The organism is Aeromonas sp. MR19 (assembly GCF_963899305.1).
GTDB lineage: Bacteria > Pseudomonadota > Gammaproteobacteria > Enterobacterales > Aeromonadaceae > Aeromonas > Aeromonas bestiarum.
The window spans coordinates 15,701-40,782 of the sequence record NZ_CAWQWZ010000001.1; the positions used below are offsets into that span (position 1 = coordinate 15,701).

At 61.6% G+C, this 25,082-nt stretch carries 28 protein-coding genes; 19 read left to right on the plus strand and 9 right to left on the minus strand.

The window, feature by feature from the left end:
* Positions 1–51: 51 nt before the first annotated feature.
* Complete coding sequence (locus AACQ95_RS00075; protein WP_162489544.1) at positions 52–192, minus strand: hypothetical protein; 141 nt, start codon at positions 190–192, stop codon at positions 52–54.
* A 188-nt stretch (positions 193–380) separates the two neighbouring features.
* Between AACQ95_RS00075 and AACQ95_RS00080 the strand changes: the two genes are divergently transcribed.
* Positions 381–1,007 (plus strand): lysoplasmalogenase, encoded by a 627-nt coding sequence (locus AACQ95_RS00080; protein WP_042868534.1) that lies wholly within the window; start codon positions 381–383, stop codon positions 1,005–1,007.
* Between the two features lie 122 nt (positions 1,008–1,129).
* Here AACQ95_RS00080 and AACQ95_RS00085 read toward each other — a convergent pair whose 3' ends face one another.
* Together AACQ95_RS00085 and AACQ95_RS00090 are read right to left on the minus strand one after the other, a co-directional pair.
* Positions 1,130–2,683 carry a DHA2 family efflux MFS transporter permease subunit gene (locus tag AACQ95_RS00085; RefSeq protein WP_043141369.1) on the minus strand — a complete coding sequence of 518 codons (1,554 nt, stop codon included), beginning with the start codon at positions 2,681–2,683 and terminating at the stop codon, positions 1,130–1,132.
* Positions 2,683–3,735, minus strand: coding sequence for an HlyD family secretion protein (locus AACQ95_RS00090; protein ID WP_043141368.1), 1,053 nt, complete (start codon positions 3,733–3,735; stop codon positions 2,683–2,685). Before AACQ95_RS00090 ends, AACQ95_RS00085 begins: the two co-directional genes overlap by 1 nt.
* A 98-nt stretch (positions 3,736–3,833) precedes the next feature.
* Here AACQ95_RS00090 and AACQ95_RS00095 point away from each other — a divergent pair, with 98 nt between their 5' ends.
* Both AACQ95_RS00095 and AACQ95_RS00100 read left to right on the plus strand, forming a co-directional pair.
* Complete coding sequence (locus tag AACQ95_RS00095; protein WP_043557051.1) at positions 3,834–4,736, plus strand: LysR family transcriptional regulator; 903 nt, start codon at positions 3,834–3,836, stop codon at positions 4,734–4,736.
* 118 nt (positions 4,737–4,854) lie between these two features.
* Positions 4,855–5,169, plus strand: a complete 315-nt coding sequence (locus tag AACQ95_RS00100; RefSeq protein WP_241280253.1) for a putative signal transducing protein — start codon at positions 4,855–4,857, stop codon at positions 5,167–5,169.
* A 14-nt stretch (positions 5,170–5,183) separates the two neighbouring features.
* Here AACQ95_RS00100 and AACQ95_RS00105 read toward each other — a convergent pair whose 3' ends face one another.
* On the minus strand, positions 5,184–6,467 hold the full coding sequence (locus AACQ95_RS00105) for a dicarboxylate/amino acid:cation symporter (RefSeq protein WP_043141363.1): 1,284 nt from the start codon (positions 6,465–6,467) through the stop codon (positions 5,184–5,186).
* Positions 6,468–6,675: 208 nt separating this feature from the next.
* Between AACQ95_RS00105 and AACQ95_RS00110 the strand changes: the two genes are divergently transcribed.
* Positions 6,676–6,921, plus strand: a complete 246-nt coding sequence (locus AACQ95_RS00110; RefSeq protein WP_043141360.1) for a YecH family metal-binding protein — start codon at positions 6,676–6,678, stop codon at positions 6,919–6,921.
* A gap of 101 nt (positions 6,922–7,022) precedes the next feature.
* Complete coding sequence (locus AACQ95_RS00115; RefSeq protein ID WP_042868544.1) at positions 7,023–7,622, plus strand: YhgN family NAAT transporter; 600 nt, start codon at positions 7,023–7,025, stop codon at positions 7,620–7,622.
* Between the two features lie 159 nt (positions 7,623–7,781).
* Here AACQ95_RS00115 and AACQ95_RS00120 read toward each other — a convergent pair whose 3' ends face one another.
* Entirely contained in the window at positions 7,782–8,750 is a 969-nt protein-coding gene (locus AACQ95_RS00120; protein ID WP_241280091.1) for a LysR substrate-binding domain-containing protein, read from the minus strand.
* A 273-nt stretch (positions 8,751–9,023) separates the two neighbouring features.
* Here AACQ95_RS00120 and tatA point away from each other — a divergent pair, with 273 nt between their 5' ends.
* The 3 genes from tatA to AACQ95_RS00135 all read left to right on the plus strand — a co-directional run bounded on the left by tatA (position 9,024) and on the right by AACQ95_RS00135 (position 11,054).
* On the plus strand, positions 9,024–9,185 hold the full coding sequence (gene tatA / locus AACQ95_RS00125; protein ID WP_043141356.1) for a twin-arginine translocase TatA/TatE family subunit: 162 nt from the start codon (positions 9,024–9,026) through the stop codon (positions 9,183–9,185).
* 14 nt (positions 9,186–9,199) lie between these two features.
* On the plus strand, positions 9,200–9,502 hold the full coding sequence (locus tag AACQ95_RS00130) for a YfcZ/YiiS family protein (RefSeq protein ID WP_103471800.1): 303 nt from the start codon (positions 9,200–9,202) through the stop codon (positions 9,500–9,502).
* 127 nt (positions 9,503–9,629) lie between these two features.
* Positions 9,630–11,054 (plus strand): lytic transglycosylase F, encoded by a 1,425-nt coding sequence (locus tag AACQ95_RS00135; RefSeq protein ID WP_043557049.1) that lies wholly within the window; start codon positions 9,630–9,632, stop codon positions 11,052–11,054.
* Between the two features lie 15 nt (positions 11,055–11,069).
* Here the strand turns inward: AACQ95_RS00135 and AACQ95_RS00140 are convergent, their stop codons facing one another.
* On the minus strand, positions 11,070–11,216 hold the full coding sequence (locus tag AACQ95_RS00140; RefSeq protein WP_167336115.1) for a hypothetical protein: 147 nt from the start codon (positions 11,214–11,216) through the stop codon (positions 11,070–11,072).
* Between the two features lie 78 nt (positions 11,217–11,294).
* Between AACQ95_RS00140 and AACQ95_RS00145 the strand changes: the two genes are divergently transcribed.
* Positions 11,295–12,548: a phospholipase D family protein gene (locus AACQ95_RS00145; protein ID WP_241280093.1), complete on the plus strand. Its 1,254-nt coding sequence runs from the start codon at positions 11,295–11,297 to the stop codon at positions 12,546–12,548.
* A 483-nt stretch (positions 12,549–13,031) separates the two neighbouring features.
* Here AACQ95_RS00145 and AACQ95_RS00150 read toward each other — a convergent pair whose 3' ends face one another.
* Complete coding sequence (locus tag AACQ95_RS00150) at positions 13,032–14,150, minus strand: fatty acid desaturase (RefSeq protein WP_043557047.1); 1,119 nt, start codon at positions 14,148–14,150, stop codon at positions 13,032–13,034.
* A 149-nt stretch (positions 14,151–14,299) separates the two neighbouring features.
* Here AACQ95_RS00150 and fabR point away from each other — a divergent pair, with 149 nt between their 5' ends.
* Both fabR and AACQ95_RS00160 read left to right on the plus strand, forming a co-directional pair.
* On the plus strand, positions 14,300–14,920 hold the full coding sequence (gene fabR, locus AACQ95_RS00155) for an HTH-type transcriptional repressor FabR (RefSeq protein ID WP_043139764.1): 621 nt from the start codon (positions 14,300–14,302) through the stop codon (positions 14,918–14,920).
* Between the two features lie 20 nt (positions 14,921–14,940).
* Positions 14,941–15,306 carry a YijD family membrane protein gene (locus AACQ95_RS00160; protein ID WP_122974306.1) on the plus strand — a complete coding sequence of 122 codons (366 nt, stop codon included), beginning with the start codon at positions 14,941–14,943 and terminating at the stop codon, positions 15,304–15,306.
* A gap of 38 nt (positions 15,307–15,344) precedes the next feature.
* Here the strand turns inward: AACQ95_RS00160 and AACQ95_RS00165 are convergent, their stop codons facing one another.
* Both AACQ95_RS00165 and rsmD read right to left on the minus strand, forming a co-directional pair.
* Positions 15,345–15,656, minus strand: coding sequence for a DUF1145 domain-containing protein (locus AACQ95_RS00165; RefSeq protein WP_043139760.1), 312 nt, complete (start codon positions 15,654–15,656; stop codon positions 15,345–15,347).
* Positions 15,640–16,269, minus strand: a complete 630-nt coding sequence (rsmD, locus tag AACQ95_RS00170) for a 16S rRNA (guanine(966)-N(2))-methyltransferase RsmD (RefSeq protein WP_241280095.1) — start codon at positions 16,267–16,269, stop codon at positions 15,640–15,642. The genes AACQ95_RS00165 and rsmD overlap by 17 nt, the downstream gene beginning before the upstream one ends.
* Positions 16,270–16,380: 111 nt before the next feature.
* On the opposite strand from rsmD, the gene ftsY reads away from it, so the two are divergent.
* The 8 genes from ftsY (at position 16,381) to hutG (ending at position 25,076) form a co-directional block, all read left to right on the plus strand.
* Positions 16,381–18,138 carry a signal recognition particle-docking protein FtsY gene (gene ftsY, locus AACQ95_RS00175; protein WP_241280097.1) on the plus strand — a complete coding sequence of 586 codons (1,758 nt, stop codon included), beginning with the start codon at positions 16,381–16,383 and terminating at the stop codon, positions 18,136–18,138.
* A 69-nt stretch (positions 18,139–18,207) separates the two neighbouring features.
* Complete coding sequence (gene ftsE / locus AACQ95_RS00180) at positions 18,208–18,876, plus strand: cell division ATP-binding protein FtsE (protein ID WP_043139753.1); 669 nt, start codon at positions 18,208–18,210, stop codon at positions 18,874–18,876.
* 106 nt (positions 18,877–18,982) lie between these two features.
* On the plus strand, positions 18,983–19,936 hold the full coding sequence (gene ftsX / locus AACQ95_RS00185; RefSeq protein WP_042868569.1) for a permease-like cell division protein FtsX: 954 nt from the start codon (positions 18,983–18,985) through the stop codon (positions 19,934–19,936).
* A gap of 455 nt (positions 19,937–20,391) precedes the next feature.
* Positions 20,392–21,246, plus strand: a complete 855-nt coding sequence (rpoH, locus tag AACQ95_RS00190) for an RNA polymerase sigma factor RpoH (RefSeq protein ID WP_011899178.1) — start codon at positions 20,392–20,394, stop codon at positions 21,244–21,246.
* A 125-nt stretch (positions 21,247–21,371) separates the two neighbouring features.
* A complete protein-coding gene (can, locus tag AACQ95_RS00195; protein WP_042868573.1) occupies positions 21,372–22,031 on the plus strand; it encodes a carbonate dehydratase in 660 nt (219 codons plus the stop codon).
* An 11-nt stretch (positions 22,032–22,042) separates the two neighbouring features.
* The gene (gene hutC, locus AACQ95_RS00200; RefSeq protein ID WP_098980993.1) at positions 22,043–22,747 is read left to right on the plus strand and encodes a histidine utilization repressor; all 705 of its coding nucleotides are present in this window, start codon (positions 22,043–22,045) and stop codon (positions 22,745–22,747) included.
* Between the two features lie 156 nt (positions 22,748–22,903).
* Positions 22,904–24,139, plus strand: a complete 1,236-nt coding sequence (gene hutI / locus AACQ95_RS00205; RefSeq protein ID WP_241280099.1) for an imidazolonepropionase — start codon at positions 22,904–22,906, stop codon at positions 24,137–24,139.
* Positions 24,132–25,076 (plus strand): formimidoylglutamase, encoded by a 945-nt coding sequence (gene hutG / locus AACQ95_RS00210; protein ID WP_241280101.1) that lies wholly within the window; start codon positions 24,132–24,134, stop codon positions 25,074–25,076. Before hutI ends, hutG begins: the two co-directional genes overlap by 8 nt.
* Positions 25,077–25,082 lie beyond the last annotated feature (6 nt).

Below are 25,082 nucleotides of genomic sequence, written 5' to 3' on the forward strand. Positions count from 1 at the left end.
CTCAAAGCTGATCCCTAAGTGGCACATCATGATATCCATAACCGGGAGGGCTTATTCCTGTGGATCCTGTTCCTGCAGCAGGCTCAGGGTCTGTTGTTCCACCGGACTCAGGCCCAGCTGTTCGCAGGCTTGCTCGAAGCTGATGCCAAGGTGGCACATCATGATATCGATAGCGGGCAGATAGTTTTTCATTCCTTCTTCCATGGTGATCCTCCAGACCCGTTCCTTATGCCCGAGCCTCGAAGGCGGGGCAATTAGACTTTAGGCGTAGGCTGCTCATTTGCTGAGCGCCCCTGCCACTGGGCGGGGGAATTTGTTACTCTGCTTGTCAGCAAGAAGATGTTGCCGTATGACTGCGAGCAACACGTGAGGAGCAGGGCATGTTATTGAGTTTCTTGATCATCGCATCGGGCTGGTGGCACATTCGTGCGGCCTATGGCTCAGACTCCCGTCAGTTCTACATCAGCAAGCCGCTGACCATGCTGCTCATCATAGCGCTGGCCTTCGGCTATCAGGGCTATGACCACGACGGATCCCACGCCTGGATCCTGCTTGGCCTCTGCCTGTCGCTGGCCGGTGACGTGCTGCTGATGCTGCCAAGCGATCGTTTCATTCAGGGGCTGGCGGCATTTTTTGTCGCGCACCTCTGCTACATAGTCGGTTTCGCCCAGGGGCCGCTGGTGCTGAACCTGGTGGATGGCCTGCTGTTGCTGCTGGTGGCAGGCATGGTGTTCGGCCTGTTGTGGGGCAAGCTCGGGGAGATGAAGATCCCCGTGCTCTGCTACATGCTGGTGATCATCGGCATGGCCTGGGTGGCTGCCGGTGCCTGGCACGCCTCCTTGACCGCAGGCAGTGCCGCCGCCCTGGTGGGGGCGCTGATGTTCCTCTTCTCCGACAGCATGCTGGCGCTGGACCGCTTTCGTCGCCCCTTCCCCCATGCCACGGCCTGGGTGATGAGCAGCTACTTTGCCGCCCAGTTCCTGATCGCCGCCTCGCTGGCGGGGTGAAGAGGCGCCGCTCTCTTTCATCGCGCGGACCTGAATCCTGAACTGCGCCGGAGGGTGAAGATCCGCGACAATAAAAAATGGGCCTGTTGGCCCATTTTTTATTGTCTGTTTTCAGCGCCTTGCTATGCCTCGAGCGGCTCGGCGTCGGCAGCCCTGGGAGCCGGCTGCTTGAGCAGCAGCATCAGGGCGCTGGCGATCAGCAGGAAGATGCCCATCACGTAGAACACCTGGTTGTAGGCCATGATGGCCGCCTCGCGGCTGATGGTGTTCGACAGCATGGCCTGGGCCTGCTGCTGGGCCAGCTCGGGACCCGAGCCTTGCGCCATCATGGTCTGGGCCAGCTGCAGCAGGTAGCTTTGCCCCTCTATGCTGCTGGCGGCCAGGGTGCTGCTGATCTGGCTGACATGGACGCGGGTGTCGTTGTCGATCAGGGTCGCTATGATGGCGATGCCGAAGGCCCCCCCCAGGTTGCGCAGCACGTTGAGCAGGGTCGAGGAGGAGGGGATCTCGTCATGGGTCAGGCTGGCAGTCGCCACCAGGGAGAGCGGCACCATGATGAAGGGCTGGCCCAGCGCCCGCACTATGAGCGACTGGATCAGCTGGGGGCCGGCGTAGTCGGCACTCATGTTCATGTTCATGAAGCAGCTGATGGCAAACACCAGGAAGCCGAAACTCACCAGATAGCGCGGATCTATCTTGTGGGTCAGTTTGGGCACCAGCGGCAACACCAGCAGCTGTGGCAGCCCCATCCACATCAGTACCTCACCGATCTCCAGCGCGTTGTAGTTGTGGATCTGCGCCATGTAGAGCGGCAGCACATAGATGGAGCCCATCAGCGCCATGCCGAGCACCAGATAGGCGAAGCAGGCCAGCGCGAAGCGCGGGTTGTGCAGCAGCCGCAGGTTGACCAGCGGATGGCGTCTGAGCAGCTGGCTGATGACGAAGAACACCAGGGCCACCACAGAGATGACTGTGAGTCGCACTATGAAGCTGGAACCGAACCAGTCCTCCCGGTTGCCCTCTTCCAGCACTACCTCCAGCAGGCCCAGCCCCATCGCCATGGTGACTATGCCGATGAGATCCACTCGCTTGATCACCTCCCAGTCCACCGGCTTCTTGTCCAGCCCGTGGGCCAGCATGGCCATCACCAGCAGTCCCGGTGGCACGTTCAGATAGAAGATGTAGTGCCAGGAGAGCTGCTCCGTCAGCCAGCCGCCCAGGGTCGGGCCTATGGCGGGGGCGAAGGTGGCGCACAGGCCGAACAGCGCCATGCCGGTGGCCCGCTTGTGCAGCGGCAGCAGGCTGACGATGAGGGAGAAGGCCATGGGAATGAGCGCGCCGCCGGTGAAGCCCTGCAACGCCCGGAAGACGATCATGCTGGTGAGGTTCCAGCTGAACGAGCAGAGCACTGAGGCGATGATGAAGGCCCCCGTGGTCCACAGCAGGTAACGGCGCACGCTCAGCCCCCGGCTGAGCCAGCCGCTCAGGGGGATGGCGATCATCTCCGCCACCAGATAGGAGGTGGAGATCCAGGAGCTCTCGCTCAGGGTGGCCGACAGGGCCCCCTGAATGTCCTTCAGGGAGGCGTTGGTGATCTGGATGTCGAGGATGGCCATGAAGGCGCCGATGAGGCCCCCCATGACCGCAATCCAGTTGCGACGTGGAATGGGTTCCATCAGTGGGCGGCGACCAGAGGTTCAGGATCCCGGGTATCCACTATCACCTCGGTGGAGAGGCCCGGCAGCAGCTTGCCGGCCAGGGTGCCCGGCTCGGGGATGCGGATCTTGACCGGTACCCGCTGCACTATCTTGGTGAAGTTGCCGGTGGCGTTCTCCGGCGGCAGCAGGGCGAATCTGGCGCCGGTGGCGGGGGCCAGGCTGTCGATGATCCCCTCGACCGGTTGATCCGGATAGGCATCCAGGATCACCTTCACCTTCTGGCCCGGCTGCATGTGCAGCAGCTGGGTCTCCTTGAAGTTGGCCTCGACCCACACCTGTTGCAGCGGCACCAGGCTGGCGACCTGCATGCCTGACTGGACGTAGAGCCCGGCCCGCAGGCTGCGCTTGCCTATGATGCCGTCGGCCGGTGCCCGCAACTCGGTATAGGTCAGCTCAAGTTTGGCCTGCTCCAGCTGGGCGGCGCTCAATGCCAGTCTGGCCTGGTTCTGCTTGGCCTCGGCATCCAGCACCAGCAGCCGTTCACGGGCTGCCTGCAGGGCGGCTTTGGTCTCCTGCTCCTGTGCCAGATTGACCTGCAGTCCGGCCCGCACCTCGTCCAGACTGTCCTGCGAGCTGTAATGGCGCTGGTTGAGCTGGCTGACGCGCTGCACCTGTTGCCGGGCGCGCACCTGCTCGGCATTGGCAGAGCTGACCTTGGCCTCGGCCTGACGGATCAGGCTCAACTGCTGGGTGCGGGTCGCGGCCAGATTCTCCGCCGTTGCCTGATTGAGGCGCAGGTCGGCTTCGGCCTCGGCCACCTTGGTCTTGTACTCCCGATCGTCCAGCCGGGCGATCAGCTGACCGGCCTTCACCGCCTGATTGTCGGTGACCAGCACCTCGCTGATGTAGCCCGGCAGCTTGGAGCCGATCCCGGTCACCTCGCTCTGCAGGTAGGCGTTGTCGGTACTCTCGAAATAGCGGCCATGCAGATACCAGTAACCGGCGAACAGCAGACCGAGCAGGGCCAGCACCATGGCGGCCAGCAGGGGGATCTTCTTGTGTTGACTCATTTTGGGGGGATTCCTGAACTTAAGAGACGCAGGCTAACACCGGCCAACTGTTTCGATTAGTATCCATTTATGAGATATACAGTTTCACTGGTGCAACAATGGATCTGAACGCTGCATTGATTTTAGTGCGGATCGTCGACAAGGGCTCTTTCACCGCGGCCGCCCAGGAGCTGGGTATGACCAAGGCGACCGTGAGTCGCCGCATTGCCGAGCTGGAGCAGCGCCTCGGCGTGCGGCTGCTCTACCGCTCCACCCGGCAGCTCACCCTGACCGAGGCCGGCGAGCAGTATTATCTGCGCTGCAGCAAGGCGGTGGACGAGCTGGCCCAGGCCGAGCTGATGGTGAGTGCCAGCCAGCAGGAGGTGACAGGTACCCTCAAGCTGGCGGTGCCTATCGAGACGGGGCAACTGGTGGTCGGCCGGCTGGTGGCCAAATTCTTGCAGGTCTATCCGGGCCTGCAGGTGGAGCTGGAGCTGACCAATCGCATCGTGGATCCCATCAACGAGGGACTGGATGCTATCGTGCGCATCGGCGACATGAGCGATTCCAACCTGGCGGCGCGGCGACTGTGGAGCACGGAGCGGCTGCTGTGTGCCAGCCCGGATTACTTGGCGCGCAGCCCGGCCATCACGCGGCCGGAAGATCTGCTTTTACACGAGCGGGTGGCGGTGAGCAGCGGTTTTCTGGCCTCTCACTGGTGTTTCGAGCGCGAGGGCAGAGAGGTGCTGGTTGACCCTCCCTCCCGCTTTCGGGTTAATAATATAACCTGCGCCAGGGAGGCAGCGAAGGCGGGGCTGGGGCTGGCCTCTCTGCCCGCCATGCTCTGCCATGAGGAGCTGGCCAGCGGGGCGCTGGTGACTCTGCTGCCGGAGTGGCAGCAGCCCAAGGTACCGATTTATCTGCTGTTTCCGGAGCGGCGACTGATGCCGCGCAAGTTGCGGACCTTTATCGATTTCATGGTGGCGCAGGGGGCCGATTACGGCATCGACAATCTGTTGTGATAGGTGGATAGGAAAAGGGGGAGGTCTGGATCACGGGATCCAGGTTTGATCCCTAGGATGGAAGAGGGGCATGGTGCCGGTTACAGGTGGCATCGACAACCGGTTGCAGGGGGAAGGCATGGATCAATGGATCAATCTTTATCGGGCTTCCCATTCGCTGGAGGCCCATGCCCTGAAGGGGGCACTGGAAGTGGAAGGGGTACTGGTACGGCTCAACGGGGAGGCGCTGTCCGGCGCCCTGGGTGAGCTGCCGGTGGATATGTTGCAGGTGACCCTGATGGTGCGCGAGCAGGATCGCAGCAAGGCGGGGCGCGTCATAGAGCGTTATCAGCAGCGCCAGGGCAATGGTTGGCTCTGTGGTCAATGCGGGGAGGAGAACGGCGCCAACTTCGAGGTCTGCTGGCGCTGTCATCACGATCCCCACGATAATTAATCGCTCACCCTGCCTCAGCGCAGGGTGAAGTCGATATCCTCCCCCGCGCTGGCGTCGTGATAGGTCGCCAGATCCAGCTCTTTCTCGCTGCGGGCAATCAGCACGGACACCAGAATATCGCCGGAGACGTTGACCGTGGTGCGCGCCATGTCGAGGATCCGGTCGATCCCGGCGATGAGCGCCACCCCTTCCAGCGGCAATCCCACCGCGGTCAGCGTCAGCGTCAGCAGCATGAGCCCCGTGCCCGGTGTGCCCGCCGTGCCGATACTGGCCAGGGTGGCGATGCTGATGATGGTCAGGTAATCCACCATGTGCAGATCCACCCCGAAGGCCTGCGCCACGAACAGGGCCGTCACCCCCTGATAGAGGGCTGTGCCGTCCATGTTGATGGTGGCGCCTATGGGCAGCACCTTGGCGGTGATGGCGGGGGAGACCCCGAGTCGGCGCTCGGCGCAGGCCAGGCTGATGGGCAGTGTGCTGCTGCTGGAGCTGCTGGTGAAGGCCACGGCCTGGGCATCGACGATGCTCTTGAAGTAGTGCAGCGGGTTGAGCCGGGCCAGCAGGATCAGCAGGCTGCTGTAAACGCCGAGCACGTGCAGCAGGCAGCCGAGATAGACGGCGCCGATCACCTTGAGCAGCGGCAGCAGCAGGCTCACCCCGTATTTGCCCGTCATCCAGGCCATCAGGGCGCAGACGCCGTAGGGGGCCAGCGCCATCACCATCTGGGTCAGCTTGAACATGCCTTCCGCCAGCGAGGTGAAGAAGAGGATGGCGGGGCGGCCGCGCCGGCCGGTGGCGTTGAGGGCGAGGGCGAGGGCCACCGCGAACACGATCACCTGCAATATCTTGCCATCCACCATGGCCTGCACCGGGTTGCGCGGTACCAGATGGCTCAGCACGCTGGCCAGGGTAGGCTGTTCCAGCATGCCGACGCGCTCATAGGGCCCCATGTTGGCGCCCATGCCGGGTTCCAGCAGCCAGCCCATCATCAGGCCTATGCAGATGGCGATGGCGGTGGAAAAGAGATAGAGGCCTATGGCCTTGCTGCCGATCCGATCCAGGCTCTTGCCCTTGAGCAATGAGGTGAGGCCGGCGATGACCGAGCAGAAGATGAGGGGCACCATCAGCATCTGTATTGTGTTGACGAACAGGACGCCAATGGGCTTGAGCTGCAATGCCTGTTCACTGAAACCGAGTCCCAGTCCGATCCCGGTCAGCATGCCGATCAGGGTCTTCAACCAGAGGGGACGGCGGGTCCAGATCCGCCAGGGCTTGAAAGCCAATCCATGGAACAGCATGACGCCAATGTCCTTATATTCGGTCTGCGATGGCAAAAAGGGGCGTTAGTGTAGCCATCCCCTTGTCAGGTTGCCACATTATCGGCAAAGCACGCCTCACAACCAGCAGGTCCTGCAGGAAATCGGCAATTTATTGGCCTATATCAAGGTCGTCAGCGGCGGTGCGGGATTTAATAGGCATCAAATATGTCTATTAAAGAGGTTTGCAATGACTCAATCGGTACACGGTCACGAGGTGATGGAGATGATGCTGGCACAGGGTGGCCAATTTACCCGGGCCAGCCTCAAGCAGGCGATCGATGCGCGCTTCGGTGCCGACGCCCGTTTCCATACCTGCAGCGCCAGCGAGATGGATGCAGATGCGCTGATCGCCTTCCTGGCCCAGCGCGGCAAATTCATCGAATCGGAGCAGGGTTTCCAGACCCATGCCGACAAGATCTGCAACCACGGGTGATCCCCTGCGGCGAGCGGTCTGTGACGCTCGCCGAATCCCGCCGCCTTTGTTATATTTCGCCCTCTTTCCCCTCCTTGTTGAAGGCTTAGCCTGGGCGTTGTATGGACACTTTCTCCGCTGCCGTCATGTTGTTTCTGATCATGGATCCGCTGGGCAACCTGCCGGTATTCCTGTCGATCCTGCGTCATATCGATCCCAAGCGGCGGCGCAAGGTGATGATGCGGGAGCTGTTGTTCTCCCTCGCCATCATGATGGCCTTCCTGTTCGCCGGTCAGCAGATCCTGAATTTCCTCAATCTGCGCCAGGAGGCGGTCAGCATAGCGGGCGGCATCATATTGTTCCTCATCGCCATCAAGATGATCTTCCCGAGTGAAGGCGGGGTAACCGGGCTGGCGGCGGGCGAGGAGCCCTTCCTGGTGCCCATGGCCATTCCCATGATCGCCGGCCCCTCCATTCTCGCCTCCCTCTTGTTGCTGGCCAACCAGGAGCCGACCCGGATGGCGGACTGGTCGCTGGCCCTGTTGATGGCCTGGGGCGCCAGCGCCGTGATCCTGATGTTCTACGAGGTATTCAACAAGCTGCTGGGTGAGCGAGGACTCACAGCGGTGGAGCGGCTGATGGGCATGCTGCTGGTGATGATCTCGGTACAGATGCTGCTGGACGGGGTGCACCACTATCTGGCGGTGACCGGCCAGGGCTAGCTGTCAGGGCTGCTTGCCAGCCCCGGCTGCCAGCATCGCTGATGCCGAGGATGGAGCGTATCTCCGCAGCCAGCCGCATGATCAGGCTTGTTCTGCGGTGGAAGACTCCGGCTTGCTGATGCCGAAGATGAAGCGCGTCTCCCGCAGCCAGCCGCATGATCAGGCTTGTTCTACGGTGGAGGGTTCCAGCTTGCTCATGATGAGGGCGAGCAGAGTTTCCCGCAGCCAGCGGTGGCCTGGATCTTCCTCGTGGCGCTGATGCCAGATCAGCAGGTGGGAGATGCTGTCGAGCGCTATGGGCAGCGGCAGCGGCACCAGCGGATAGACCTGGGTGGCGTGACGGGCGTAGAGCCTGGACAGGGTCACTATCATGTCCGAGTGCATGCCCATCCGCAGCGCCGCCTCGAACGAGGGCACGGTCGCCTCGATTCGGCGGTAGAGATCCATCCCCGCCAGCTTGTGATCCAGCATCCAGCGGTCCCGCCCCTCGCAGTAGGTCTGCACATGGGGATAGGCCAGGTAGCGGGCGAGATCCCACTCGGGCTCGTGCAGGGCCGGGTGATCGTGCTGCACCAGACAGGTGAGGTCATCGATGGCGAGCAAGCGCTGGCAGATGGCGTTGGGCAGGGTGTCGAGCCGAAAATCCGAGCTGATGCAATTCTCCCGCACCGTGAAGGCGATGTCCACCTGGCCCTGGCTCATCTCGGTCAGGCTGTTCTCGGTCCACTCCTCATAGCGCAGCCGTATGCCCGGCGCCTGCCGTTTCAGCTCGCTCAGGTAGAGCGGGGCGAACAGGGTGAAGGCGCTGTCCATGCTGGCGATGACGAACTCCCGCTCGGTATTGGCCGGATCGAAATCCGGCGGCTGGATCAGGTTGTCCAGCGACAGCAGTATGGGCTGCAGCTGCTGCTGCAGCGTCAGGGCGCGGGCGGTGGGCTCCAGCCCGTAGGCGGAGCGCACGAACAGGGGGTCATCGAAGGTTTCCCGCAGACGGCCAAGGGCCTTGCTGACGGCAGACTGGCTCAGGTGCAGGCGGCGGGCCGCCCGGCTGCCGTTCCGCTCTTCCAGCAAAACTTGCAGGATAATCAATAAGTTGAGGTCGATACGCCCCAGTTGTTCCAGCAACATGATATGAATCTCCTTCAATTCTTAGATGAATTTATACCATTTGTTTTCATATCTTGGCGAACCTATGCTCGAACTGTCTCTCGCCTTCGATGGCGGCTGGTACAGGATGTAGTGGTTGAGGGGACAAGTAGCATCAAGTGATACGGCGACCCTGGGTCGCCGTATTTTTTGCGTGATTTATTTGCAAACTTGCACCTGCCTTGATTTTGCCCAACAATCTTTGCGCCTTCTTTTGATACAAACAATCGGTATCTATCAGTCAGGAGCATCCCTATGGGACTCGGTGGAATTCATATCTGGCATTTGTTGATCCTGCTCGTGGTCGTGGTCGTGGTGTTTGGCAGCAAACGCCTGGCCGGCGCCGGTGAGGATCTGGGCACCGCCATCAAGGATTTTCGTAAAGCCTTGCGTGACGATGAAGTACAGCCGAAATAAGTGGGAGTTGAGTGATGTCTGTAGACGAGAAAGTCGAGTTGAATGAAACCTGTGACAGCTGCGGCTGTTTCGCCGAGATCGGCACCATCATAGGTGAAGGTGACGATGTAATGGATCTGGTGATCGAGGCGGCGGCAGAAGCCGATGCCCGCACCAAGCTGGCCGCTTATGAGGCGCTGGCCAAACAGGTGACCGCCGAAGCCAGCATCAGCAGCGAGCTGAGCCAGGGCGCCAACGGCGTGATCCTGAAAGCCCGCCTGCAATTCACCTGCACCGCCGAAAAATTGATTTTCGAGATGCGTGCCCGCTCTATCTGAGCCCAGTGATGACACGGCGGGTTCGCCTGCCGTGTTGACCCTTCTGCTGTGGGTCTGCGTTCTATAGTTAGTTATCCCACAGACGGCTTTGCCCGACGCGAGTCGGCCAACAGAAGGCGACCACATAATGAGGCTGCGATGGATCTGGGGCCTGCTGGCCCTCTGGTGTCTTCCTCTGCTGGCGGCGGATCTCAAGCCACAGCGCCTGCCCCAACCCGGGGACCTCGAACACATATTGCAAAAGAAAGAACTCAGGGCCCTGGTGGTCTATGAGCGGGGCTTCTTTTTCCTCGACAAGGGGACCCAGCACGGCATCCTGGTCAATCAGCTGCAGGGGTTCGAGCGCTGGCTGAACCAGACCTATCTCGCCAAGGAGAAGATCAAGCTCAAGATCATCTACATACCGGTGCGTCAGGACAAGCTGCTGGACTACCTCAGCGAGGGGCGCGGCGATCTGGTGGCGGCCAACATGACGGTGACGCCGACCCGGCGCGAGCAGGTGACCTTCTCGGATCCGGTGATCGCCCCCATCGAAGAGTGGCTGGTGAGCCAGCATTCCCTGCCGACCTTCAACCGCATCACCCAGCTCTCCGGCCGGCGGGTCTGGGTGCGGGCCAGTTCCAGCTATTACGAGAGCCTGCGCCAGCTCAACTGGCTGTTTCGCGAGCTGGGGCTGCCACCCATTTATATCGAGACGGTGCCCGAATACCTGCAGGACGGGGATCTGCTGGAGATGGTGGCGGCCGGCATCATACCGCTCACGGTAACCGACAGCTTCAAGGGGCGCATCTGGCTCGGTATGATCAGCGGCCTGAGAGCCCACAAGCTGATCCCGCTGCGGGACAAGGGCCGCAGTGCCTGGGCGCTGCGTAACAACAGTCCCGAGCTGCTCAAGGCAGTCAACGCCTATCTGGCCGATGCGGGCAAGCGCACCCTCTACAGCGACATGACCCTGCGCCGTCTGCTGGCCCGCAGCGATCAGATGAGCAATATTCTGGCGCCGGATCCTCTGGGGCGGCTGTCGACCATACGCAAGGTGCTGGAGCAACAGGCCGACAAGTACCGGCTGGACTGGCTGATGCTGGCGGCGCTGGCCTACAAGGAGTCGGGCCTCAATGCCGGTGTGCGCTCAGAGCGGGGGGCAGTGGGGATCATGCAGCTGTTGCCGAGCACGGGGGGCGAGGTGGGCATTCGCGGTGCCAGGCTCGCCAGCCTGGAGGGCAATGTGGAGGCGGCCTGCCGCTACATGCGGCTGATCCTGGATACCTACTTCAACGATCCCGGGCTGGATGTGCTCAACCGCCACCTGTTTGCGCTGGCGGCCTACAATGCAGGCCCGAATCGGGTACAGGCGATCAGGGCCAAGGCGGAGGCCGCCGGGCTGGATCCGAACGTCTGGTTTGGCAACGTGGAGCAGCTGGTGGCCAACGAGGTCGGTCAGGGGCCCATCAACTACGTCAGCACCATCTACAAGTACTACGTGGCCTATCGCTTCAGCCTGCCGCAGCTGGAGGGCAAGGCGGCCGCCATCGAGGCGGTGGCCCAGCCCTGATATTTTCTGGCCCGTCTAGACAGGCTGGGCGGGTGGCGCAAAGGGTTCCCAACCCTGATCCCTGTGCTGCAGATACCAGGGGGCCAGCTGGCCGGTCGGCGAGGGATCCGGCTGACTGGCTTGCGGTCGATGGCTGATGGCGGGGCGATCCGTGAGTTCCATGGTAAATTCCTTCATCCACATTCCAACGAGGCCTGTAGCCAGCGTTATGCCATTTCCCCATGACAGGCAGATGACGCCATGATCCCCGGCGAATTTGCACTGATTGATCAACCCGAGCTGGCGCTCAAGGTGCGCTGCCAGCTGATCCGCAGCGCCCGCTGCCGGATCCAGGCCCAATACTACAGCTGGGATGAGGACAGCAGCGGCAAGCTGCTGTTGTCCGAGTTGCTGCATGCGGCCCGGCGCGGAGTACGGGTACAACTGCTCATCGACGACCTCTATGCCGGCGACAACCGCTTCCTGGAGATGGTGGCCCATCAGCCCGGCATAGAGGTGCGGCTGTTCAACCCCTTCTGGCTGCGGGGTTGGCGTCCGCTGACTCTGCTGCTGGAGGGGATGTTCAGCTTTCGCCGCATCAATCACCGCATGCACAACAAGTTGTTGCTGGTGGATGGCAGCCAGGCGGTGATCGGCGGCCGCAACATAGGTGACCGCTACTTCGGGCTGGGCGGTACGCCCCGATTCGTCGACCTGGATCTCGCCTGCCGTGGCCCGCTCTGCCAGCAGGCCGAGCAGGGCTTCGATCAATTCTGGCGCAGCCGCTGGAGTCACCCGATCCGCCGTCTGCTGCGTCGCCCCTTGCTGCGGGCCGAGGTGACGGCGGTGAACGACTTTCTGCTCACCCTGACCGAGCCGCAGGTGGCGGCCGTCTATGATCTGCCCGCCAGCCTGTTTGACGCCGAGCCTGTTGCCCTGAACTGGTATCCGGGAGAGGCCGAGGTGTGGTTCGACCGGCCCGGCAAGGGGCTGGTGTCGAGGCCGACCACGGCGCCCCTGCTCTGGCGCAAGCTGGCCGACAACCTGGGGAGCCTGAAGTTGGTGAGCCCTTACCTGATCCTGACTCGGGGGCTGCGCCGTCGACTGAGGCAACAGCGCCAGGCGGGGGTGAGCATAGAGATTCTTACCAACTCCCTGGCCAGCACGGACGTGCCCCTGGTGTATGGCGCCTACCGGCGTCATCGCCCCTGGCTGATACGGCAGGGCATCGCCCTGTCGGAGCTGGAGGGGGAGGCGCTCAGCCTGCACGCCAAGCTGATCCTGATCGGGGAGGAAGAGGCGCTGCTCGGCAGCTTCAATCTGGATCCCCGCTCCCTGATGCTCAACACCGAGCTGATGCTGCACCTGGCGTGCCCCGCGCTCTGCGCCGAATTGCAGCTGTGGCTGGCGGGGTGGCAGCAGCGGTCGTCCCATTCCGTTGCCGCGCCACAGTCGACCCTGCGTCGACTGCTGGCCAGGGTGAGCGACTGGCTGCCGCTGCAGCGCTGGTTGTGAGCGGGTCATTTCTTGTGCGAGATCTCGCAAAGCCTTGTGCGCCTTCGAGGATAACGTTTGCCATCCAAAGGCGATGAATTTCTTTATCGTATTGTTTTTAATCAGTTTGTTCAGATGTAGGAATCCTGGGAGCGCCCAGTCACTTGCATACTCCACTGAATAAAACGGTTTTTTATTTTATTCAACTGCGTAATATTTCAGTTGCAAGGACAAACACGGTGGCTTGTCTGCCGTGCGGAAGAGGGTCGTGAAGGGCACTGGCCGGTTGGATTGCTCCAGCAGGCGCCTGCTTCGGATGGGTAGCGGAAACTCAGGAAACAGGACAGGCACCCGACAGGACCGGATTCCAATATGGAACATGCTATTTGCGAGGGGGTGACATGGAAATGTCACCCCATTTTTTATGGCCCGCTGACGGAGCGGCGCCCAGAAAAAGACCGCCGGTTGGCGGTCTTTTTCTCTGTTCAGCCCGACGGCTCATGGTCAGGCGATGCCCGCCAGCAGCCGGCTCCAGTTGCGCTTGCTGGCAACGAAGCCATCGTGCAGGTTGCGATACTCCAGCTGCAGCTTCAACTTGTCATAGCGGGCCAGTGCCTTGCGCTTGCGTTGTTCCAGCAGGCGTTTGCGGCTGGCGTAGTAGTGCTGCAACTGCTGGCTCAGCTTGTCGTACTCCTCCTGCAACAGCGCCTGCCACAACTCCCTGTCTTCCTGCTTGCGCAACTTGGCCTGCGCCCGCTTGAGCTGCATCTCCAGTCTGGCCTGTTCGATCAGCTCTTCCGGACAGGATCTCAGATCCCGGGTCAGCCCGCACCAGGAGGCGCTGCGGATCAGCCACTTGGTGGGATCGAACTGCCACCAGTGGATGCCGTTGCGATAGTCGTTTTCGAACAGGTGGTGGAAGTTGTGATAACCCTCGCCGAAGGTGAAGAAGGCCAGGATGCCGTTGTCCCGCGCCGTGTTGCGGTCGGTAAACGGCTGGCTGCCCCAGATGTGGGCCAGGGAGTTGATGAAGAAGGTGGTGTGGTGGGTCATCACCATGCGCAGCACCCCGGCCAGCAGCAGCATGCCGAGCAGATCGCCGTGGACAAGCCCCAGCAGCAGCGGGATGCCAATGTTGGTAGCCAGGGTCAGCGCCAGATAGTGTTTGTGCTGGAAGACGACGACGGGGTTGTTCTGCAGATCCCGCACGTTGCTGTAATCGTTGTAGATATCGCGCTGGTACTCGCGCAGCATCCAGCCGATGTGGGAGTACCAGAAGCCGCGACCCGCGCTGTAGGGATCCTTCAGGTTGTCATCCACGTGGCGATGGTGGCGACGGTGATCGGAAGACCAGTGCTGGGCCGAGTTCTGCAAGGCGAGGGCCCCGCCGATGGCGAAGATCCACTGCAGGATAGGGTGGGCCTTGTAGGCCTTGTGCGACCAGAGGCGGTGGTAGCCGGCGGTGATGGAGATGCCGCTGTAACAGAACAGCAGCAGGAAGCAGCTCCACTGCCAGAGGTCATAGCCATGGGTCATGCCGTACCAGGGCACGGCTATCAGTGCGGTCAGCCCGGAGAGGGCAAACAGCAGGGTATTGGTCATGATGATCGGGGGGCGTTCCATCTCACTCGGTTCCTTTCAGCGAACAGCTGTGCGCCATTCTCCACGCAGCCAGAATTCGGGTCAATGGTAAAAAAGTAGGAGACAAACCTGATCCCGGCTCGGCCTTCGGGTTATCATTTGGCCTCGATAACCTGAAGGTGACTGTTTTCGTGGGTATTCGCGCGCAACAAAAAGAAAAAACCCGGCGTACTCTGATCGATGCGGCGTTCAGCCAACTGTGCGCCAATCGCAGCTTTTCCAACCTCAGCCTGCGGGAAGTGGCGCGGGAGGCGGGCATAGCGCCGACCTCTTTCTATCGTCACTTTCGCGACATGGAGGAGCTGGGGCTGACTCTGGTGGATGAAGGGGGCCTGACCCTGCGCCAGCTGATGCGCCAGGCGCGTCAGCGTATCGCCGGTGGCGGCAGCGTCATCAGCACCTCGGTGCAGACCTTCATGGAGTTCGTCGAGAACAACCCGAACATCTTCCGGCTGCTGCTGCGTGAGCGTTCCGGTACCTCGGCGGCATTTCGGCAGGCGGTGGCGCGGGAGATACAGCACTTCATCGCCGAGCTGACCGATTACCTCGAAGCTACCACGGGGGCGCCGAGGGAAGAGGCCTACATCCAGGCCGAAGCCATGGTGACCATCGTCTTCAGCGCCGGTGCCGATGCCCTCGACATGACCAGCGAAGAGTGCCGGGCCCTGTCCGATCGCACCATAAGCCAGCTGCGCATGATCGCCATGGGCGCCGAGGTTCAGAACCAGAAGCGCCGCCAACCTCTCTCTTAAGTCAAAGGATGGACACTTCTATGCATGATCAGAATCCGATCCCGAAGAAACCCCTGCTGCTGGCCCTGCTCATCGGCATCTGTGGGGATGCCTCCCTGTCGGTGCTGACCGAGTCGGTGATCCCCTTCTCCTTCTTCCCCATGATTGCCCTGGTGCTGGCGGCCTATCAGCTCTACCAGCACTATCGTCACGTCTCGCTGGAGGGCAATACCCCGCTCTGCATGCTGCTCTGCCTCTTCATCGGCGGCTTCGGCCACTCGGCGCTGGTCAAGGTGCAGTACCCCGAGCTTGGCAGCAACTTCTTCTCGCTCATCATGATGTTGCTGCTGCTGGCCGTGCTGTCGATCAAGCTGGGCATCAGCGTGGGGAAAAAAGAGAAGGAGTGACGCGCACTCCTTCCTGATAAATCATGACAGAGCCGGGTTTATCCGGCTTTGTTGTCTGTGCCGCGCTGCTTGGCGTCCACTATGGCCTGCAGTCGAGCCCGGATCTCCACCATGCCAAACACGCCGAACACCAGCACCTGGACGAATTCGAGCCGGCTCACCGCGAAGTAGGGTTTGCAGGCGGCCTTGACCATGCTGGCCTGCACCCAGTGCATCAGGATCACTATCACGCCGCACACCGGCAGAAAACCGTTGAGCTTGCCTGGCAGGGGGGCGAGCAGACTGACCAGCACGCCGAACCAGAAGAACAGGATCAGCCCCATCGCCAACAGATTAAATACCCGCTTCATCGTTTACCTCCCGCAGATAGAGTTGATAGCAGACTTGGCCTGCCTGTTTGTCCTTGAGTAGTTGCCAGCTGGCTGGCAGCGGCAGATCGGCCATCTCCTTCTCCCGCTCCAGATAGATGAGGGCATCCGGTGCCAGCCAGCCGCGCTGCTCCAGCAGTTCGCATACCTGAGGCAGCAGCTCGCGCCGAAACGGCGGATCGAGGAACACCAGATCGAACGGCGTGGCCGGGCCTTGCAGCCAGCTGACGGCATCGGACTGGATCACCTGGCCCTGATTGCTGCCGAGGGCGGCCAGATTCTTCTTGATCTGGTCGGCGGCGCCCTTGTCCATCTCGATCAGGGTCACCTGTTCGGCATAGCGCGACAGCGCCTCCAGCCCCAGGCCGCCGCTGCCGGCGAACAGGTCCAGACAGCGGGTGCCACGGACATGAGGGGCCAGCCAGTTGAAGATGGTCTCCTTGACGCGATCCGTGGTGGGTCTGAGCCCCTCCACATCCTTGACCGGCAATTTGCGGCCTCGCCACTGGCCGCTGATGATTCTGACAAAGCCTGATTTCCCCTGTGGGGCTGGGCTCTTGCTCGGGCTGTTATGGCTGGATTTCACTCTGGGCATCGCGTTTCGTCGTCAGAAAATAAAGTGGTAGTATAAGGCGGTTCATTTTTATGCCGACCCGCCGAGGGACGGCTATCTTAGCAGTCAGCCAACGAAGTGAGTATTTTTTAGATGGCAAAAGGTTTGTTTTCCTGGCTGGGTTTCGGCCGCAAGAAAGAAGAGGCTGAGGCTGTCCAACCACAGACACCCCAAGCCACCCCCATTATCGTTGAGCCTGAGGTCGTTGCTCACCCCGTTTCCGATACTACGCCGGTAGTGCCCACTGAATTGCCCGTCAGCGCACAGAATGATCTCCTGCCCGCTGGCGCTGCGCACGATGACGATTGCTGTGCCCCCACCGATCTGGACGCGGGTCCGCTGGTGGTGGAAGAGTGTGCCTCCGAGCTGGAGCCCGTCATCGTCAATGAACTGCTGATCGAGCAGGAGAGTGCCGAGGCCGAGGCTACCGAAGCCGCCCGTATCGCTGCCGAGGCAGAGGCTGCCGAAGCTGCTCGTATTGCCGCCGAGGCACAGGCTGCCGAAGCCGCCCATGTCGCTGCCGAGGCACAGGCTGCCGAAGCTGCCCGTATCGCCGCCGAGGCGCAAACTGCCGAAGCTGCCCGTATCGCCGCCGAGGCACAAGCTGCCGAAGCCGCTCGCATCGCCGCCGAGACGCAAGCTGCGGAAGCTGCCCGTATCGCTGCCGAGGCACAGGCTGCCGAAGCCGCCCGCATCGCCGCCGAGGCGCAGGCTGCAGAAGCCGCTCGTATCGCCGCCGAGGCACAAGCTGCCGAAGCTGCCCGTATCGCCGCCGAGGCACAGGCTGCCGAAGCCGCCCGTATCGCCAAAGAAGCCCAGAGAGCGGAAGATCTTCGCCTGGTCGCCGAGATGGAAGCTGAGGCCGCCGCACTGGCTGCCTTGCCGCTGGCCGCCAAGGTGGATGACGATACCCAGGACAAGCCGCAGCGGGAGGGCTTCTTTGCCCGCCTCAAGCGCAGTCTGGTGCGCACCAAGGAGAATATTGGCTCCGGCTTCTTCGGCCTGTTCAGTGGCAAGAAGATCGACGATGAGCTGTTCGAAGAGCTGGAGACCCAGCTGCTGACCGCCGATCTGGGGGTCGATACCACGCGCCGCATCATAGATGGCCTGGTGCAGCATGCGGATCGCAAGCAGCTCAAGGATGCCGAGGCGCTCTACGGTCTGCTCAAGCAGGACATGGGTGCCATGCTGGCCCAGGTCGAGCAGCCGCTGGTGATCGACACCAGCAAGAAGCCCTACGTGATCCTGATGGTGGGCGTGAACGGTGTCGGCAAGACCACCACCATTGGCAAGCTGGCCAAGCAGTTCCAGGCCGAAGGCAAGAGCGTCATGCTGGCCGCCGGCGATACCTTCCGTGCCGCTGCGGTCGAGCAGCTGCAGGTATGGGGTCAGCGCAACAACATCCCAGTGATCGCCCAGCATACCGGCGCCGATTCTGCCTCCGTCATCTATGATGCCATCGAGGCTGCCCGCTCGCGCGGGGCCGACGTACTGATTGCCGACACCGCCGGCCGCCTGCAGAACAAGAGCAACCTGATGGAAGAGCTCAAGAAGGTGGTGCGGGTGATGAAGAAGCTGGATGAAGAGGCGCCCCACGAGGTCATGCTGACCCTGGATGCGGGCACAGGCCAGAACGCCCTCAGCCAGGCCAAGCTGTTCAGCGAGGCGGTGGGGCTGGACGGTATCGTCCTCACCAAGCTGGACGGGACCGCCAAGGGCGGCGTCATCTTCGCGGTGGCCGACAAGTTCCAGATCCCGATCCGCTATATCGGGGTGGGCGAGGGGATCGACGATCTGCGCCCCTTCGTCGCCAACGACTTTATCGAGGCACTGTTCAGTCGCGATGAGTAAGCTCAGGCGCCATGGTAAGCGCCACATGCCCCGACCCAGGTCGGGGCTTGTCACTGTCAGGGATCCGTTATGATTCGTTTCGATAAGGTCAGCAAGGTATACAGCGGCGGCCATCAGGCGTTGCAGAAGGTCAGCTTTCACCTGCGCAAGGGGGAGATGGCCTTCCTGACCGGGCACTCAGGGGCGGGCAAGAGTACCCTCTTGAAGCTCATCAGTGTGATGGAGCGGCCGACCGACGGGCGTGTCTTCTTCCACGGCGACGATGTCAGTCATATCAAGCGGGGAGATATCCCCTATGTGCGGCGCCAGATCGGCATGATCTTTCAGGATCACCGGCTGCTGATGGACAGAACCGTGTTCGACAACGTGGCACTGCCGCTGGTGATCGACGGTTACAGCCATGCCGACATCAACAAGCGAGTAGCGGCGGCGCTGGACAAGGTGGGGCTGCTCGGCAAGGAGCGCTACCAGCCGCGCATGCTCTCAGGTGGTGAACAGCAGCGGGTCGGCATCGCCCGCGCCATCGTCAACAAGCCGCCGCTGCTGCTGGCGGATGAACCGACCGGCAACCTGGATCCCCAGCTCTCCATGGATATCATGCGGCTGTTCGAGGAGTTCAACCGCTTCGGCGTTTCCGTGCTGATTGCCACCCACGATCTGGGGCTGATCGCCCGCATGCGCTATCGCACCCTGACCCTCAAGGCGGGGCGCATGTATTCGGCAGGGGAGGAGCTCTGATGGCTATTTTCCGCCACAAGCAGCCACCACAGTGCCGCTTTATGCTGGCGTGGGGTGAGGATCATGCCCGCTTGCCCGTCAGCCACTTGCCAGGGGAGATGCTCTGATGGCTATCGTTCGTCATAAACAACCGCCGCTGCGCCGGTTCATGATGTACTGGGTCGACCACGCCCGTCAGGCCTTCTCTAGTCTGGGCGAGCTGTGGCGCAATCCGCTCGCCTCCCTGATGACGCTGGCGGTGCTTGGCGTCAGCCTGGCGCTGCCCTCCTGCTTTCACGTGCTGCTGAAAAATGCCGAGGTGGTGGAGGGGAGCTGGCAGACCAGTTCCCAGATCTCCCTTTATCTGCGCAAGGATCTGCCCGAGCAGAGCATTCTCGACATGAAGCAGCGGATCCTGCTCTATCCCGAGGTGGAGTCCGTCACCTACATGAGCCGGGATGAGGCGCTCAAGGAGTTTCGCGAGATCTCCGGTTTCGGCGATGCGCTTGACTACCTCGACAGCAACCCGCTGCCGCCTGTGCTGAGCGTTATTCCCGATCCCCGCTGGCAGAATCCGGAAGGGGCCGCCGAGCTGCTCAACAAGCTGAACAACGAGGATGGCGTCGAACAGGGCAAGCTGGATCTGCAGTGGCTGACCCGCTTGCAGGGGATCATGAACCTGTTGCGCCACACCATTACCGGCATAGCCGTGCTGCTGCTTTCCGCCGTGCTGCTGATCGTCGGCAATACCCTGCGCCTCAACATACTCAACCAGCGATCCGAGATCGAAGTGCTCAAGCTGGTGGGGGCGACCGATGCCTTCATTCACCGTCCTTTCCTTTATACCGGCATCTGGTTCGGGGTCATCGGCGGCATGCTGGCCTGGTGGCTGACCGAGGTGATGGTGATCTGGAGCGAGGGTGTGGTAAAGGAGCTGGCGGGCTTGTATAACAGCAATTTCCGGCTGGTCGGCATGGGGGCGGTGGATGGGATTAATCTGATTCTGCTGGGGGCTCTGCTGGGGCTGATCGCCTCCTGGTTCTCGGTCCATCGCCACATTCGCGACATAGAACCATCCTGATTGATTTATCAGCGTTTTAAAGCGCTGGATTTTGAGACACGGATCAAGTAAAAGAGGGGCCGTTTCTGGCACGGCCAGCGTTCTGAGAGTAATCTGAACGGTACCGATCTTCGGGATCTTCTCTGGATCCTGTGAACCTTCTGATTTATAAGCAGTCTACAAGTGCTGAAGAACTTATACGGGTGTGGCCCCTCTGCCTTGCTCGTCTGACTTGGCAAGCATGTGAAGGTTGCGAGCTCCGCAACAATGGACTTAGCATGCTACTTTTCGGGGGTCCTTGATTGTGACCCCCTTTTTTTGACTGTTCATTCATGATTCATCCTGCCGGCCTAAGATAACCCCGGTTCAGACATGCTCACTATGATGTTTGATACAGGCCGCAGAATGGCGTCCGGTCAGTAGACAGACCCTCTCAGGGTGTTAGACTGATTCGATTGAAAAGAAAGAGGTAGAACATGGGAACTTCATTGCAGCGCACTATGGCTCTGATTCCGCAAGGTAGTCTGGAAGGCTATATCCAGGCAGTTAACTCGATTCCTGTGCTGACCGCAGAGGAAGAGCGTGAGCTGGCTGAGCGTTTGCAGCAGGGCGGCGATCTCGAGGCTGCCCGTCAGCTGGTCATGTCGCATCTGCGTTTTGTCGTTCACGTCGCCAAGAGTTATGCCGGTTACGGTCTGCCCCAGGCTGACCTGGTGCAGGAAGGCAATATCGGCCTGATGAAGGCCGTCAAGCGCTTCGACCCGACTGTCGGGGTGCGACTCGTCTCCTTCGCCGTGCACTGGATCAAGGCCGAGATCCACGAATATGTCCTGCGCAACTGGCGCATGGTCAAGGTGGCGACCACCAAGGCCCAGCGCAAGCTGTTCTTCAACCTGCGCAAATCCAAGAAGCGTCTGGGCTGGTTCAGCCACGATGAAGTGCAGGCCGTCGCCGCCGAGTTGGGGGTCTCCCCGACCGATGTGACCGAGATGGAAGCACGCATGAGCAACTACGATCAGGCGTTCGATCTGGTCGGTGATGATGAAGATGAAGGTGGCTTCGCCCCGGTTCATTATCTGGAAGACAAGTCGTCCGATCTGGCGGCCACCATAGAGAATGACAACTGGGATGACCATGCGACCCGTCGCCTGAGCTCGGCCCTCGCCACTCTGGATGAGCGCAGTCAGCACATCATCCGCGCCCGCTGGCTCGATGATGACAGCAAGACCACCCTGCAGGAGCTGGCCGACACCTATGGTGTCTCTGCCGAGCGGGTGCGTCAGCTTGAGAAAAACGCACTCAAGAAGCTGAAAGACGCCATGGAGGCCTGATGCCTCCCTCACAAAAACAGGGCCTGATGGCCCTGTTTTTGTTTCACGAGCATCTGGTCGGCCTTGCCTTGGTTACCCTTGTCTATGTTATGTTGCCGCCACTGCCACAGTAGGGAGAGCAGATAGTGAAACTGTTGAACGACCTGTTTACCAACAACCGCGAGTGGGCGGAACGGATCAAGGCCGAGGACCCGAATTTCTTCGCTACCCTCTCCGCCCAGCAGGCCCCCGAATACCTCTGGATCGGTTGCTCCGACAGCCGGGTTCCCGCCAACCAGCTGATGGGCTTGCTGCCGGGGGATGTGTTCGTCCACCGCAACGTCGCCAACCTGGTGGTGCACACCGATTTCAACTGCCTCTCGGTTCTGCAATACGCGGTCGAGGTGCTCAAGGTGAAGCACATCATCATCTGCGGCCACTATGGCTGCGGTGGCGTCAAGGCGGCGATGCAGAACCAGGAGCTGGGGCTCATCGACAACTGGCTGCGCAACATCAAGGATGTCTACTTCAAGTATCGCGAACAGCTGGATGCCATCGAAGATGAGCACGAGCGTTTCGATTACCTGTGCGAGCTGAACGTGGCCGAGCAGGTGGCCAACGTCTGCCACACCACCATCATCCAGAATGCCTGGCGCAAGGGGCAGGAGCTGGCGGTGCACGGCTGGATCTATGGCATCAAGGACGGTCTGCTGCACGATCTGGATCTCTGCATCAGCGGGCCGGATCAGATCCCCGATGTTTATCGCGCCTGGCCGGACATGCGTCCGCCCCACCGCCGTCGCTGAGGAACCTGCCGTTGGCGCCAGCCCTCTATCTTCAGATCAAGCAGCACATCCTGGACGGGATCCGCGAACGCCACTATCAGGCGGGGGACAGGATCCCGACCGAGGCCGCCCTGTGCGAGCTGTTCACCGTGAGCCGGATGACGGTCAACAAGGCGCTGCGTGAGCTGGTGGCCGAGGGCTGGCTGGTACGCACCGCTGGTTCCGGCAGCTTCGTGGCGGACAGGCGCACCGAGTCTCCCTTGCTGGCCATTCGCAACATAGCCGACGAGATCGCCGAGCGCGGCAGCGAGTACAGCGCCCGGGTGATCCGGCTGCAACGCCAGGCCGCCGACGAGAAGGTGGCGGTCCAGCTCGGGTTGCGGGTCGGCGCCCCCATCTTCCACAGCCTCATCGTCCATCAGGCCGATGGGGAGCCGCTGCAGCTGGAGGAGCGCTTCGTCGATGCCGAGCGCCTGCCGGATTACGGCGGGCAGGACTTCACCCAGCAGACGCCGAACCGCTATCTGATGGAGGTCTGTCCCCTCTCCGAGATGGAGCACGTGGTGGAAGCCGTGCTGCCGAGCGCCGGTGAGGCCGGTCTGCTGCAGGTGCGGGTCGATACCCCCTGCCTGTTGCTGCACCGCCGTACCTGGTCGGAAGGTTACCTGGTCTCCTACGCCCGCCTGCTCTCGCCGGGTTCCCGCTACAAGCTGAGTTCCAAGACCAGCCTCAGTTGATTGTATATACATATTGTTTTTAACAGAGCCCACCTCATGGTGGGCTTTTTTGTGTTTAAACTCTAATTACAGCGCTGTTATCAAGATGTGAATTTGATCCTTTCTTTCCTGCCAGAGATCGGATATAAATTAATGTATATACATTTAGAGGTCGGTATGAACAAGGAACTGTTGAACTGCGAGCGGGTCTGGCTCAACGTGACACCCGCCACCCTGCGCCCCGATCTGGCTGACTACGGTCTGCTGGAGCCCCACGCCCTCGGCGTGCATGAAGGCAAGATCCACGCCCTGGTGCCCATGCAGGATCTCAAGGGCCCTTATCCCGCCCATTGGCAGGAGATGAAGGGCAAGCTGGTGACCCCCGGCCTCATCGACTGTCACACCCATCTGATCTTCGCCGGCAGCCGGGCCGAAGAGTTTGAACTGCGCCAGAAAGGGGTGCCCTATGCCGAGATCGCCCGCAAGGGTGGCGGCATCCTCAGCACGGTAAGGGCCACCCGTGCCGCCAGCGAGGATCAGCTGTTTGAGCTGGCACTGCCGCGGCTCAAATCCCTGATCCGGGAAGGGGTCACCACTGTGGAGATCAAGTCCGGCTACGGCCTCACGCTGGATGACGAGCTCAAGATGCTGCGGGTTGCCCGCAGGCTTGGAGAGGCGCTGCCGATCCGGGTCAAGACCACCCTGCTGGCGGCCCATGCGGTGCCGCCCGAATATCGCGACGATCCCGACTCCTGGGTCGAGACCATCTGTCAGGAGATCATTCCGGCGGCCGCCGAGGCGGGCCTGGCCGATGCGGTGGACGTCTTCTGCGAGCACATCGGCTTCTCGCTGGCCCAGACCGAGCAGGTCTATCTGGCTGCGGATCAATACGGTCTGGCGGTGAAGGGCCACATGGAACAGCTCTCCAACCTGGGGGGCAGTGCGCTCGCCGCCAACTTTGGCGCCCTCTCGGTGGATCATCTGGAACATCTGGATCAGGAAGGGATCCAGGCGCTGGCCCACCGTGGCGTGGTCGCCACCCTGCTGCCCACCGCGTTTTATTTCCTGAAAGAGACCAGGCTGCCCCCGGTCGCCGCCCTGCGCAAGGCCCACGTGCCCATGGCGGTCTCCTCCGACATCAACCCGGGCACGGCCCCCATCGTCTCCCTGCGGATGGCCATGAACATGGCCTGTACCCTGTTCGGTCTGACCCCGGTCGAGGCCATGGTCGGGGTGACCCGCAACGCCGCCCGCGCGCTCGGCGAGCAGGAGCGTTTGGGGCAGTTGAGAGTGGGCATGTTGGCGGACTTCCTGGTCTGGAACTGCGGGCACCCGGCCGAGCTCAGTTACCTCATCGGCGTCGATCAGCTGGTGAGCCGTATCGTCAATGGCGAGGAGACGCTGCATGGATAAGTTCAGCCTGCCCCATATGTCGGTTTGGCAGGGGCGCCAGGATCCGGAAGATGGCGAGCTTGCCTTGCGCTGGCACGACAAGGTGCAGGCCTGGCCGCTGATCGGAACAGCCGAACCCGGCGTCGCCCTGGTGGGCTTTGCCTGCGACGAGGGGGTGCGCCGCAACAAGGGGCGCACGGGGGCGGCCGGCGCACCGCTGGCGATCCGCAAGCTGCTGGCCAACAGTGCCTGGCATCTGACCCGTCCCGTCTTTGATAGCGGCGATCTGTGCTGTGACGACGGCGATCTCGATGCCGCCCACGGCCGGTTGGCCGAGCGGGTGGCGAGCCTGCTGGATGAGGGTCACTTCCCGCTGGTGCTGGGGGGCGGTCACGAGGTGGCGTTCGGCAGCTGGAGCGGCCTCAACCGCCATCTGGCCGGTCAGGGTCGGGTCGGCATCATCAACTTCGATGCCCACTTCGATCTGCGTCGCAAGGTGGAGCAGGCCAGCTCGGGCACCCCCTTCTTCCAGATCGCCGAGCAGTGCGCCGCCCAAGGCACAGGGTTTCATTACGCCTGCCTCGGGGTGGCCGAGACAGCCAATACCCAGGCGCTGTTTGCCCGCGCCGATGAACTGGGGGTCTGGTATGCGCTGGACGAGGCCATGACCCAGGCCGCACTGCCAGAGCTTCTAAACGGGCTGGATGCCTTTATCGCCCGTTGTGATCACCTTTATCTGACGATCGATCTCGACGTGCTGCCCGGCGCCGTCATGCCGGGGGTGAGCGCCCCCGCCGCCCGCGGTGTCGAGCTGGCGGTCATCGAACCCCTGATTGCCCATATCCGAGCCAGCGGCAAGCTGCGGCTCGCCGATCTGGCCGAGTACAACCCGAACCTGGATCAGGATAACCGCAGCGCCCGCGTGGCCGCCCGGCTGGTCCATCAGTTAACCAAGTAGCGCTCT

Coding starts and splice junctions, on each gene's coding strand:
- AACQ95_RS00075 (WP_162489544.1), bottom strand. CDS start 192: ATGAAAAACTATCTGCCCGCTATCGATATCATGATGTGCCACCTTGGC.
- AACQ95_RS00080 (WP_042868534.1), top strand. CDS start 381: ATGTTATTGAGTTTCTTGATCATCGCATCGGGCTGGTGGCACATTCGT.
- AACQ95_RS00085 (WP_043141369.1), bottom strand. CDS start 2,683: ATGGAACCCATTCCACGTCGCAACTGGATTGCGGTCATGGGGGGCCTC.
- AACQ95_RS00090 (WP_043141368.1), bottom strand. CDS start 3,735: ATGAGTCAACACAAGAAGATCCCCCTGCTGGCCGCCATGGTGCTGGCC.
- AACQ95_RS00095 (WP_043557051.1), top strand. CDS start 3,834: ATGGATCTGAACGCTGCATTGATTTTAGTGCGGATCGTCGACAAGGGC.
- AACQ95_RS00100 (WP_241280253.1), top strand. CDS start 4,855: ATGGATCAATGGATCAATCTTTATCGGGCTTCCCATTCGCTGGAGGCC.
- AACQ95_RS00105 (WP_043141363.1), bottom strand. CDS start 6,467: ATGCTGTTCCATGGATTGGCTTTCAAGCCCTGGCGGATCTGGACCCGC.
- AACQ95_RS00110 (WP_043141360.1), top strand. CDS start 6,676: ATGACTCAATCGGTACACGGTCACGAGGTGATGGAGATGATGCTGGCA.
- AACQ95_RS00115 (WP_042868544.1), top strand. CDS start 7,023: ATGGACACTTTCTCCGCTGCCGTCATGTTGTTTCTGATCATGGATCCG.
- AACQ95_RS00120 (WP_241280091.1), bottom strand. CDS start 8,750: ATGTTGCTGGAACAACTGGGGCGTATCGACCTCAACTTATTGATTATC.
- tatA (WP_043141356.1), top strand. CDS start 9,024: ATGGGACTCGGTGGAATTCATATCTGGCATTTGTTGATCCTGCTCGTG.
- AACQ95_RS00130 (WP_103471800.1), top strand. CDS start 9,200: ATGTCTGTAGACGAGAAAGTCGAGTTGAATGAAACCTGTGACAGCTGC.
- AACQ95_RS00135 (WP_043557049.1), top strand. CDS start 9,630: ATGAGGCTGCGATGGATCTGGGGCCTGCTGGCCCTCTGGTGTCTTCCT.
- AACQ95_RS00140 (WP_167336115.1), bottom strand. CDS start 11,216: ATGGAACTCACGGATCGCCCCGCCATCAGCCATCGACCGCAAGCCAGT.
- AACQ95_RS00145 (WP_241280093.1), top strand. CDS start 11,295: ATGATCCCCGGCGAATTTGCACTGATTGATCAACCCGAGCTGGCGCTC.
- AACQ95_RS00150 (WP_043557047.1), bottom strand. CDS start 14,150: ATGGAACGCCCCCCGATCATCATGACCAATACCCTGCTGTTTGCCCTC.
- AACQ95_RS00160 (WP_122974306.1), top strand. CDS start 14,941: ATGCATGATCAGAATCCGATCCCGAAGAAACCCCTGCTGCTGGCCCTG.
- AACQ95_RS00165 (WP_043139760.1), bottom strand. CDS start 15,656: ATGAAGCGGGTATTTAATCTGTTGGCGATGGGGCTGATCCTGTTCTTC.
- rsmD (WP_241280095.1), bottom strand. CDS start 16,269: ATGCCCAGAGTGAAATCCAGCCATAACAGCCCGAGCAAGAGCCCAGCC.
- ftsY (WP_241280097.1), top strand. CDS start 16,381: ATGGCAAAAGGTTTGTTTTCCTGGCTGGGTTTCGGCCGCAAGAAAGAA.
- ftsE (WP_043139753.1), top strand. CDS start 18,208: ATGATTCGTTTCGATAAGGTCAGCAAGGTATACAGCGGCGGCCATCAG.
- ftsX (WP_042868569.1), top strand. CDS start 18,983: ATGGCTATCGTTCGTCATAAACAACCGCCGCTGCGCCGGTTCATGATG.
- rpoH (WP_011899178.1), top strand. CDS start 20,392: ATGGGAACTTCATTGCAGCGCACTATGGCTCTGATTCCGCAAGGTAGT.
- hutI (WP_241280099.1), top strand. CDS start 22,904: ATGAACAAGGAACTGTTGAACTGCGAGCGGGTCTGGCTCAACGTGACA.
- hutG (WP_241280101.1), top strand. CDS start 24,132: ATGGATAAGTTCAGCCTGCCCCATATGTCGGTTTGGCAGGGGCGCCAG.